The 10,721-nt window shown below is 68.7% G+C and carries 10 protein-coding genes; 1 reads left to right on the plus strand and 9 read right to left on the minus strand.

The genetic code is table 11. From position 1 onward, the window contains the following. Positions 1–47: 47 nt before the first annotated feature. From cas2e to BCD49_RS27110, 9 genes are all read right to left on the minus strand, one after another. Complete coding sequence (cas2e, locus tag BCD49_RS27070) at positions 48–326, minus strand: type I-E CRISPR-associated endoribonuclease Cas2e (protein ID WP_071042047.1); 279 nt, start codon at positions 324–326, stop codon at positions 48–50. Beyond that, on the minus strand, positions 323–1,315 hold the full coding sequence (gene cas1e, locus BCD49_RS27075; RefSeq protein ID WP_071042048.1) for a type I-E CRISPR-associated endonuclease Cas1e: 993 nt from the start codon (positions 1,313–1,315) through the stop codon (positions 323–325). Before cas1e ends, cas2e begins: the two co-directional genes overlap by 4 nt. Before the next feature lies 1 nt (position 1,316). After that, the gene (gene cas6e / locus BCD49_RS27080; RefSeq protein ID WP_007512284.1) at positions 1,317–2,075 is read right to left on the minus strand and encodes a type I-E CRISPR-associated protein Cas6/Cse3/CasE; all 759 of its coding nucleotides are present in this window, start codon (positions 2,073–2,075) and stop codon (positions 1,317–1,319) included. A 3-nt stretch (positions 2,076–2,078) separates the two neighbouring features. After that, entirely contained in the window at positions 2,079–2,930 is an 852-nt protein-coding gene (gene cas5e, locus BCD49_RS27085; RefSeq protein ID WP_007512286.1) for a type I-E CRISPR-associated protein Cas5/CasD, read from the minus strand. Next, a complete protein-coding gene (cas7e, locus tag BCD49_RS27090) occupies positions 2,927–4,066 on the minus strand; it encodes a type I-E CRISPR-associated protein Cas7/Cse4/CasC (RefSeq protein WP_007512287.1) in 1,140 nt (379 codons plus the stop codon). Before cas7e ends, cas5e begins: the two co-directional genes overlap by 4 nt. A 131-nt stretch (positions 4,067–4,197) precedes the next feature. After that, on the minus strand, positions 4,198–4,776 hold the full coding sequence (gene casB / locus BCD49_RS27095) for a type I-E CRISPR-associated protein Cse2/CasB (RefSeq protein ID WP_007512289.1): 579 nt from the start codon (positions 4,774–4,776) through the stop codon (positions 4,198–4,200). A 20-nt stretch (positions 4,777–4,796) separates the two neighbouring features. Then, positions 4,797–6,491, minus strand: a complete 1,695-nt coding sequence (gene casA, locus BCD49_RS27100) for a type I-E CRISPR-associated protein Cse1/CasA (protein WP_071042049.1) — start codon at positions 6,489–6,491, stop codon at positions 4,797–4,799. An 86-nt stretch (positions 6,492–6,577) separates the two neighbouring features. Next, positions 6,578–6,766, minus strand: a complete 189-nt coding sequence (locus BCD49_RS27105; RefSeq protein WP_131803575.1) for a hypothetical protein — start codon at positions 6,764–6,766, stop codon at positions 6,578–6,580. A gap of 384 nt (positions 6,767–7,150) precedes the next feature. Then, positions 7,151–10,039, minus strand: a complete 2,889-nt coding sequence (locus BCD49_RS27110; RefSeq protein WP_071042050.1) for a CRISPR-associated helicase/endonuclease Cas3 — start codon at positions 10,037–10,039, stop codon at positions 7,151–7,153. 489 nt (positions 10,040–10,528) lie between these two features. Between BCD49_RS27110 and BCD49_RS44610 the strand changes: the two genes are divergently transcribed. Further along, the coding region (locus tag BCD49_RS44610) for a hypothetical protein (protein WP_206744936.1) at positions 10,529–10,721 on the plus strand (193 nt) is incomplete at its 3' end.

Below are 10,721 nucleotides of genomic sequence, written 5' to 3' on the forward strand. Positions count from 1 at the left end.
CGGAAGATCCCCGCGCGTGCGGGGACGACGCTTGCTGAGCTGGGGTTTTAGTGGCGGGGGCGGGCGAACAGTATTAGTCCGTCGTAGTCGATGGGTTCGCCGCGGTCGCGGCCGGCGGTGCGGACTGCCCATTTCTGTTCGTTGTTCGCTGGTTCGATCATGATGGCTTGGCCGTCTCCTACTCGGTCGGCGAGGAGGGCCCAGAGGCGGTCGCGGACGCGAGCGCTGGGGTTGCCGACGAAGACGCYGGCGGCGACTTCGATCATCCAGCGGGTGAGGTGGCCGCGGAGTCCTTGGGCAGTGGCGATGAGGACGACGACGGTCACCAGGGTGGTGGCTGTTCGTCGAGGTCGGGTCCGGTGACGCCGACGATGGTGTTCTCGGCGGGGAGGTCCGCGAGGTCGGCTGCCCAGTTGACGCCGCCGGCTACGGCGCCGTCGAACTCGTCCCAGAGGTGGAGCGAGTCCTGGTCTGGAAAGTCGGCTTCGTCGCCGAGGAGCAGGGTCTTGATGTCGCGGATGATGCGGGCCATCAGGTGACCGTCGGCGACTCGGTCGCGGAAGGCGGTGCGGATGGCGCGTTCGTCGGTCTGGCCTCGGGCGGCGAGGTCGAACGCGAGCGGGATGGTGTATTCGGCTTTGTAGAGGTCGGCGATGTCGAGGACGAAGGAGGTGGCGCCGCCGGTGTGGACGAAGCCGAGGGCTGGGCTGGCGCCGATGCCGACGATCGCGGCGTGGCAGATGCCGTAGAGGCAGCTGTGCCCGGYTGAGAGCAGCCGGTTGATGTCGTCGCCGGCGGCGAACGGCTCGCCGGGTTTGTAGTCGCGGCGGGTCCAGTCGACGCCCGTGCGTTTCGCATGCTCGCGGTAGATCTTTTTGACGCGGGCGCCTTCTCTGCCGCGTAGTTGCTGCATGGTGGCGTCGCTGACGTCGTCGTCGGGGAAGCGCATCCCGTACATGTGCCGTGCGACGGCGAGGCGTTCTTTGGTGCGGGTGACGAGGTAGGCCTGGCGCATGAGCAGGCCGGCGCCGCGGCTGGGGCCGAGGCCTGCGGCATACATCCGTACCCCTCGCTCCCCGACCCAGCACACGGCGGTCCCGGAGTCGGCGAGGAGGCGCACGGCGCCGCTGGTGATGCGGGTGCCGGGGCCGAGCAAGAGGGTGGCGACGAACGCCGCCGGGACGCGGACCGTGCGTTCCTTGTTCACGAGAACGACGGCGTTGTCGGCCCGGTCGACGTGGCATTTCTCGACGTAGAGGCTCGAGATCCGGTCCTCGATGCGGTGCAGATCCTGCGGGTCGGACAGCCACCACATGTCAGCCGCCTCCGGCGAGCGGCGCGAGGGTGAGCAGGCCGCAGCCGTAGGCTTTGCCGGCACCGACGCCGGCGAGCAGTGTCCGGCGGGCCAGCTCGGAGTCGGTGATGCGAACGGCGCCGTCGAACGTCGCGGTGTTCAGGACGACCCGGCGGGTCTGGGCGTCCGCGTCATGGCCGTTCTTGAAGAAGATGAGCCGGTCGCGTGCGGACAGCTGGACCATAGGGATCGTGCCGTCCCCGCCGTCCGGGGTCGTGAGCAGGGTGAAGCCCCAGCGGTCGAGGCGGCTGGTGAGCCAGTCGAGCTGGTGGGCCGCGGTGCGGTGCGCGACGCGTACGCCACGGGGCCGGGGGGCGGCCAGGCGTTCCTTCTGCCTGGCCGTTGGACTCGCGGGGTTGCGGGTCGCGGAGACCGGATTGGCGCGTAGGCGGAAGCCGAACTCGCGGCCGGCCTGGATGCGGTCGAGTAGCGGCTGATAATCACGAACGAGAGCCTGGGGGTCCTCGGCGTTGGTCCAGCCGGCCTGTTCGATGACGTGATCCCAGGACGGGCGGGAGTCGGTGAGCACGAGCAGCTCGGCTCGGTGGTTACGTGGATCGGCGCGGTCGATCGGGGTGTCGAGCCGCCAGAGGACGCGTTCGGTGACGGGGTGGCGGGCGATGGAGCCGAGGACGGCCGCGTGCATCGCCTCGGGACTGCGGATCAGTTTCTGGGCGCCCTGGCGCAGCGGGTGGAGCCAGACTCGGGACAGGTAGGGCATCGGTCACCATCCGAGAAGAGCGAAGGGGTCGTGGCTGCCCGCGCCGCCACCGTCACCGGCCGGCCCGTAGGGCGGCGAGGACGAGAGGTGGACCCAGTCCTGGCGGACGCGGCGGCTGGTGAACGACCGGGACAGCGGGTCGAAGGTGCTGGGAAGGTCCATCCGGACGTCGTCACCCCTGGGGTCATCGAGAGTGACGGGCAGGGCGATGCCATTCGGCCGGGCAGGGCGACGGTCGGACTTCTCCTTGTGGCTGGGGGTGGCCTGCCAGGGCACCTCGCGCAGGACCTCGTCAACCGCGCCGGGCCATGTCACCGCGTCAGGCTTCTCGCGGCGGTTGGGAGGCAGGAGAAGCGGCTGGGTGGGTGGGCAGGCACGGCGGCCGAGGGCGAGCGGGAAGGCAGGGTTGCGCAGCGCGTCGGCAAGGGCGGCCAACAATGGATCGGGCGCGCCGACGGCAGCGACGAAAACGGCGTCCTGCAGGTAGAACCGTTCGGTGACCCCCGTGTATTTCGCGGGGGATGTGGGCTTCTGGACGTGCTTGCCGGTCACCGCCGCCGACGGCAGCGGGCGGCCGCGATAGTCGCTGACGGTGTGGTAGTCGCGCAGCAGCGTGCCAGGCTGATCGGTGCGTACTCCGAGGACGAGGCCGAGAAGGTCCTCGATCGAGTCGGTGCGCCGCCGGCCCTGGGCAGCGGCGAGCAGGCCTATCAGGCCACTCTTGGTTGGTTCGGTGCCGGTGTCGCGGCGGTTGTACATGCTGGGCCCGGCCCAGGACTGCATCGGGCCGGCGAGGCGCAGCACCAGGCAGGAGCGGGGGGCGTCCACCGAGGCCGTCGACGATGAGGCGTTCACTGGGCGGCGTTCTTCAGCTGTTCGCGGGCGGCCGTGACGATCGTCGAGACCAGCGTGGTGAACGGGACCGCCGGGCCGAAGGCGGTGGTCAGTGTTTTCGCGTCCTGCTGGTCGTCCGGGGCGCGGTAGGTGGCGGCGGTGAGGGTCGGGGTGAGGCCCCACAGCTGGCCGACGTCGGTCATCTCCTTCGCGAGGCGCCGGGCGGACTCGTCGAGGACGCCCTGGCCGCGGACGGGCTTCTCGAAAGCGGAGACGAGGTTGACTGGCTGGTCTGCGCGGACCGCGACCGCGAGCAGGTTGGGGGGCGTGCGGTGCGCGAACGAGTTCTGATGCCCGGTCGGCATCGACGTCGCGAACGCGCTGAGGAAGACCTGCAGCGCCTCGACGGTCGCTTCCACGTCGCCCGCGAGGTTGTCGGCAAGTTGGTGCAGGCCGACGGTCGCGAACCGGTAGAGCGTCGCGGACTGGAACTCGACTGTACCGATCATCCCGGCGCCGGTCTCCTCCTTCGGGTTCTCGTCGTCCACGGCCGTGTAGTAGTCGAACTCGACATCCGCGGCGTGCGTCGACAGGGCGTGCGCGACCTGGGTGGCGGCGTCGACGTTCAGCGCGGGGATTTCCGCGACCATCCGGCCGAACAGCGCCACGTCGATCGGGTGACCACTGCCGAGGATCTTCCTGACCGGTAGGCCCTTGACCTCGGCGGCGAGGCTGGTGTCGTCGAATGCTGCGAGGCGCTCGGCGTCGTTCTCGACCAGGTCGACGAGCCGTTCGAGCTGCGGGCGGCCGAAGAACAGCAGGTAGGCGGTCTCGGTTGCCTTCTTGCCCGGTTTGATGCCGAGGGCCCCGGTCAGGACGCTGGTTGCAAGCCGGGTGCTCGCGTCCTGGTCGAGGCCGCAGCGGGCAGCGATCCGCTTCGCGTAAAGTTCGGAGATTTTCTTGGTGCGGGTCGCGAGCTGGGCCTCATCGACCTGATCGGCGAACGCGGTCCGCGTCGCGCGCTTCCACGCCTGGGAGGAGACGCGGGCACGCTTCGTCCCGCCGTAGACCGCCTGCTTCGGCGTTCCGGCGTCGTCACGGTTCAGGTTTGAGGGCGGGACGGTCTGCAGGATGTGAACGTCGATGTAGCAGCGCATAGGAGTGGCTCTCTTTCTTGTCCCGAAACAGGAAAAAGGTACGCGAGAACAGGGTGGGGTGGTTGTTCAAGACGGCGTGGGCGTCGCGCCGACGACGGGTGAAACGCCGAGAGAGTCCGGCGGTTGTGTGGTTAGATGGCCTTCTCTGTCTGGTCGCGTCCGGTGAAGTAGTCCCTGCCCCAGCGGCGGCGGACGGTGCTGATCTGCTCGGGGACCTGCCAGGCGACCAGGTCCTGGAACAGGCGGGTGTAGTCAAGGCCTTGCGGTATTCCCCGCAGCTGGCGGACCAGGCCACGGAGGTGGTATGAGGCCTCGTCCAGGGAGGTGGCGGTCGCCGCCGCGTTGAACCGCCGATCGACCGCGTCCACGCTGAACGTGCCGCTTTGGCGCAGCCTCAACAGCGCCCTGCCCAGGCCGACGCCAGGTCGGTGCATCGAATCTGAGATCGACTGCTGGTGAACGGCGTACAGGGTCAGCGCGGTGTGCTCTGCCTGGAGTTTTTCGGAGGCCCGGCCCGTTGCGGTGAGCATGCGGTAGAAGCCCCACATTTCCGGGACACTGCCCGCTTCCCGGCCCACCCCGCGGCGCAGCGCCGCCAGATCGGCGCCACTCCGTGGGTTGGCGCGGTTCGGACGTTCCCAGAAGAAGTCAGGCTGGGGTGGTTCCGCCTGCGCTGACGTCGGGGCCGGGGCGACGGACTCAGTGGTCATGGTGGTCTCCGGGATCGGGGTCAGAGTGCTGGCGCGGCGGCGGGTGCCGGAGCTGGGCTGGCGGATGCCTGGGCCGGGCCGGCGGGCGCTTGGGGCAGGCCAAGAATGTTGGTGAGGGACCGGGTGAACGACATCTCCGCGGTCGCGAGCCGCGGACCATACTGCTTGTCGGGATCGCGGCCCAGGAAAGCGCCAGGAGGGGCGTCTGAGAGCGCCGGTTCGGCGACTTCCCAGGCGAGTCGGCGGGCCGTGATCGTCCAGGCTTTCAACGCGTCGCGTGTCTTGTCAGGGTTGCGCGCGAGCCCGGTAAGCAGTCGGCGCACTGCCGKGGTGAGAGCGTGGACCAGCACGTCGCCGAGCCGTTGGCTCTTGTCCCAGGGCACCTTGGCGCCGCCGGCGGCAGCTCGCAGATCGTTGCCGAGCTGGTTCGCCGCGATCCTTAGTTGCTCGGCCTGGTCTGCGATGGTCAGGACGGTCTCCCGGACCTCCGAGACTCCGACCAGCGCGACCACAGGCAACGGGATCTCGTCGACCATGACGTCCTCGACGACGGCGGACTGGTTGCCGTACCGCACCCCGACGGTCAGTACCCGCAAGGGCAGGTTCTCTGGGACGAGGTCGTACACCTGCAGTCCCGCCAACTGCGTCAGCAACGCCGGTGCCGAGATGCCTTCCTTTGTCTGCACATTGGTCGCGAGCAACGCTTCCAACCCACGCCAGGCCGCACGCCCCGGCTGGTGTCGCACGGGCCGCAAGGGCGGCTCATCGGCTTTCGGCTTCTCCACCTGCTTCCAGGCCGTGTGTGGTTCCAAATCGTGGACCGCGCCGCGCAGACGATCACCCGCGGTGAGAACGACCTGGCGCACGACGAGCTCGCCCCCCTCGCTCACCTGCTCGGGGATGAGGCGGATCCGCCGGGACTGCCAGGTCAGCAGATCCAGAACGCCCTTCGCGGAACGTTCGAACCATGTGTCATCAGCGGGACTCTCCGCGTCCCACTGTGGTCGGTCATCAGACCCACGCGGCCGGATCTGCGCGTTGAGCATCAKGGTATGGAAGAGTTTCGCTCCCAGCGGGACCACCACCCCGAGCTGCCCGACCGGACCTGTCGGGTTGCCGGTCGTTTTCCCTGCCGATGCTCGCGGGTCGTTGGCCGCGCCGGACTTGATCGCTGCCGTGTCCCAACAATGCGCGGCCAGCAGTGCACGCGCTGCGGCCCCTGCCGACAGCGCCGGCGGGTTGTCCTCAGTGCGCGCGCTGAACAGCGGGACATTGTTGCCGGTGGCCAGCCGCGGTATCAGCAGAGACACTGGCTTCGTCTCGTCCTTCGCCGTCCGCAGTCCTGCTACCTGTGCGAACGGCTGCGTGTCGTCGAACAGGTCAAACCTGGCCCTGCGGTCCTCCAGATATTTGATGATCGGTCCGCTGTTGAACTCTCCGACGTGCCACCGTGCGGACCACTGCTCGTTGTCCACCGGCGCACCGAACGCATCCAGAACGATCGGCAGAAGAATCTGCCGGAAGACCGCGACTGCCTCGAGTGGATCGTCGAGGGCGAGCCCATCGAACTTGTGTGCTTCCACCAGCGCCGAGCGGATGCCGACCTCTACCCGGCGTCCTTCCCGAACCAGCGGTATCCAATGCTCATCAATGAGACTGAACGTGACCATCGCACCCCCGTCTTTCGCCGGCCCGACCTCGTCGTCGAGCACCACCTGATGTCTACTCGCCACCACCGACAGTTCTGCTCTTCAGCAAGGACCGTCGTTGCTTCTAAGCGACGTCCATCTCGTTCGTTGGCTCACGGCTCGCTCCCATCGTGTGCCTGGCCACGTCGTTCGCGGCGATGGTCGAGCCATCGCAGCCATAAGATCCGGCGATCTTTGGAGTCCTGCGGCGCCACCGCCTCGATAAAGCGGACGATTACGAAGGCGCTGGCGACGATGGCGATCACCGTTGGCGACGACTGTGTCGCGACCACGGCGGTCAACGCCGGCGCCCCGAGCACACTCGAGGAGCGCCTGTGCGTTCGCCTCGGAGGGTTCGCGTCCGGGATCCGTGTCCGTCGCGCGTGCTCATCGCCTGAGAGCTGCGATGCACTGAGATCTGGACGCACTATGCCCCCGGCTACGTAGCGTGACAAGTCGGCGTCACTCTACATGAACGGCCAATTAGGCTCTCTTACAGAGGCGACTCTCTCGACGATCAGTCGATCTGAGATACCGTGGCATGGTCCCAGCCCATCGCCGGGGTCATCCGTAGGCGCTCTTCGAGCACCGACACGGGCGTAAGCCGTCCCCGCCACAGCGGGGTTCAAGGAACCAGCCAACGCCACCTCAGCCCAAATCAGCGTCGAGGCAGCGCAGCCAGGCGGTCATCGGCCCGTCACTCGGAGGCCGAGGTCCTGGCGGTAGCTGAGGTGGTGGCCGCCGAGAACCGCGGTGAACTCGCCAGATGCCGGATCGGGGTCGACGGCCAGGGCTCGGCTGTGCCGGAGCCAGGGGTCGTGGTGGTTGTCGCGGTCGCGGCGGGTGCCCCACGCGTCCAGTGGCCTCAGCGCCAGCGCGGCAGCGGTGAGCTTCGGTCGTGTGGACGGGAGGCGGATCGTCGCGCCGACGACCTCCTCCAGGACGGCGTCGTCATGGGTCGGGACCTCGCCGTGCTGGCCGAGCCAGGTGCCGCCGAGAGTGCGGTAGCCGCCGCCTTGGGCGGGGCAGACGAGCACGACCTCGACGGACTCGTCGCCGTCGCGGACGACGGCGGCGACTCTTTCGTCAGTCGTGAGTGGGGCGGTCGACCGTTCGTGCAGGCCATCAAGCGTAGGCCGGCCGAGATCATGCTTGCCGGCGAGCAGAAACGCGCTGGCGTTCTCCCTACGCGTGCTCTCCTTGTCGTTCCGCTCGGCCTCGGCGGCGGAGATCGCATCGGCCCATTCGGGCGGGCAGATGGCGTCGTCGCTGTAACCGGTGGCGACGAGGCGCGGAACGTCGGCGGGTACCGACCRGCCGCTCGCGCTCGCGGCCTGGCGAACCAGCGCGGCGGAGCGGAGCAGGAGATGGTTGCCGTAGACGTGCTGGCTCCCTCTGGGAAAGGTCGGCGGTCGGTCGTTCGGGTCGAGTCGCAGGCCGCTGACGAGGACCCGGGGGCGTCGCAGCCGGGTGGGCCGGTCGCTCGCTGGCCGTTCGTGCCGGTGGAGTCGGCCGATGCGCTGGAGCAGCAGGTCGATCGGGGCCAGGTCGGTGACGAGAAGGTCGACATCGACATCGAACGACTGCTCGGCGACCTGGGTCGCGACGACGACGAGCCGGCGCGGCCTGGCGGCAGCTCCCTGGCGGCCAGGCCGCCCGAGCTGGTCGACAATCGTCTCTGTGCGCCGGGCGCGTTCCGTGGCGACGAACCTGGAATGCAGCAGCACCAGATTGTCGCCCAGCGCAGGCCGAAGCTCCTCGTAGATGTCCTGCGCACGGGCGACGGTGTTGCAGACGACAAGGACGCAGCCGAGCGGCTCACCGGCCACGTCGTCTCGACCGATTTCCGCGAGAACGGCCTCGGCCACGGTTCGGGGTGCGAAGTCCTCGGTCTCGTCGAGCACGTCGACCGTTACTGTTTCCGACGCCCGCCACGGCGGGTCGGACCTGACCGCAACGTTCAGCTCCCCGTCGATGGCGCAGACCGTCGTCGTACTCGGATAGCCAGACGGCTCGGGCAGGTCGCTGAGATCAATCTCGGGTTGCCGCAGTGCGCCCTGCATGTACGCGACTACCAGCGCCCGGCGAAGGGCGGGCGGCAGCGTCGCGGACAACAGGACGACCGGAACGCCGGCGTCGGCGAGCCAGCGCAGCGCCTCGAACAGGAACTGCGCCATGTAGACGTCGTAGGCGTGCACCTCGTCAAGCACGACGACCCTGCCAGCCAGGCCCGCATGCCGCAGCATCACGTGCTTGGTCCTGGTAGCGGCATGCAGCAGCTGATCGACCGTGCCGACGGTCACCGGCGCAAGCAACCCTCTTTTCCCGCCGAAGAACCAGTCCGCCGCTGCCACCCCGTCATGCGCGGTCCTGTCCGGAGCCACAGAAACGCTGCCTCCAGTAGAGCCGTACGAGTCGTCCATCCCGTAGCTGTCCTGCTCGTCGGCGACGCCCGCGAAGCTGACATGGTCGCGCAGCGCCGCCCACTCCTTGTTGAACCGCGCCCGGCCATGCAACAGCCCGATCGGCACCTCGGGATCGACCGAGGCCAGCCACTCCCGAACCCGGCTGAACATCGGATCGGAGGTCGCCTGCGTCGGCATGCCAACAAACAGCCCGTCCGCGCCGAACCGCCGCGCAAGAACCTCGGCCGCGGCCAACGCCGCCTCCGTCTTCCCCTCGCCCATCGGCGCTTCCAGGATCAGCAACCCCGGGCCGGGCATCTCCTGCGCGAGCTGGACAGCCGTGGCCTGCGCCGGCCGGGTCGCTGGAACCCTGAACCGGCGCTCGACCAGCTCGGCGGTCGCGCACGGTACCAACGACGCCGAACGCCAGCCGCCGCGCAACCCGAGCTTCCCCCACGCGCAAGCGGCCCGCTCCCGGGCACTGTCGAGGGAGATGTCCGCGAGATCCGACAGGCCGCGGAAATTCTTCTCGTCGCTGGCGATCCAGTCCGCCATGATGATCAGACCTGACACGGCGAGCTGGCCGCCTCGGCGCGGCGTCCCCAACTCTGCGAATGCGCCGACCTCAAGACCAAGGCCGGTCGCGACCTGGTCGACGAAGCCGTCCTGAACCTGCCGCCAAACATCCCCCTCGCCGTGCAAACGACGCTGTACCTGCAACGCGGCACCCGCAGTGGGGATGACGCCGTGATGCCCCGCGATGAGCGGCCATACCCACTTCTTCGCCGAGGAAGACCACCCGGCGGTCCCGAACCGGCTCCAGACGATCGAAGCGCCCGCCTTGGTGTGATGCCAACGCGCCGAGTCAWTCCGGCTCAACGGCCCCCAGGTGAGACCCGCCTGCTGAACCTGCGCGGCGAGCCGCTCGTCTTTCGACTGAAACGCCGGCGATGCCTTCCCCACGTCATGCAGCCCGCACAGCAAAGCGAACAACGAGCGGCCCCGCCCGTCGCTGGCACCGTCAAGATGCTCCTTGACAGCCGGAGCAAGGAACCGGTCCCAGATGAGCTCACCGACCGCAGCAGTGTCGAACAGATGCCCCAGCAGAAGGTGCGGCGACCCCTGCGCGTCCGACTTTCCCCACACCACGCCCAAGGCTGACTCGAGCATCACGTCCCCCGTATCGACGTTGTCGCACACATCAAACCATCAACGGCGCACAACCCTGGCAGTGGGCGTCCTGATAGGTCCACGCCGGGGCGAGGGGTAAGACTCTGGAGAAGATCCCCGCGCGTGCGGGGACGACGAGACCACGACCGACAACGAGACCGCCCTCGCGGGAAGATCCTCGCGCGTGCGGGGACGACCACGGCGCGCCGCTCGTCACCCGGATCCAGCCTGGAAGATCCCCGCGTGCGCGGGGACGACAGACTTCGTCGCGACGGAGTCCAGGACGACTGAGGAAGATCTCCGCGTGTGCGGGGACGACACCAAGACGATCACCGTCACCGGCGACACGACGGGAACATCCTCGCGCGTGCGGGGACGACCGTCGGTGGGTGCGGATCGACACTGGTCAGCGGGGAAGATCCCCGCGTGTGCGGGGACGACCTAAACGAATGGGGTGCCCAGGGTTGGGACGTGGGAAGATCCCCGCGCGTGCGGGGACGACCCCTTGGGGTCGAGCTGGGCGTTCTGGTCGTCGGGAAGATCCTCGCGCGTGCGGGGACGACCGGCGACCGGCGCCGGATCGGCTCGGCTCGGCTCGGCTCGGCCATGGTGAAAGATCCCCGCGCGTGCGGGGACGACCGCGACGTCGAATGGCTGGACCCGATGCCCGAGGGAAGATCCC

The organism is Pseudofrankia sp. EUN1h, assembly GCF_001854645.1.
Lineage (GTDB): Bacteria > Actinomycetota > Actinomycetes > Frankiales > Frankiaceae > Pseudofrankia > Pseudofrankia saprophytica.

Coding starts and splice junctions, on each gene's coding strand:
- casB (WP_007512289.1), bottom strand. CDS start 4,776: ATGACCACTGAGTCCGTCGCCCCGGCCCCGACGTCAGCGCAGGCGGAA.
- cas6e (WP_007512284.1), bottom strand. CDS start 2,075: ATGCCCTACCTGTCCCGAGTCTGGCTCCACCCGCTGCGCCAGGGCGCC.
- cas7e (WP_007512287.1), bottom strand. CDS start 4,066: ATGCGCTGCTACATCGACGTTCACATCCTGCAGACCGTCCCGCCCTCA.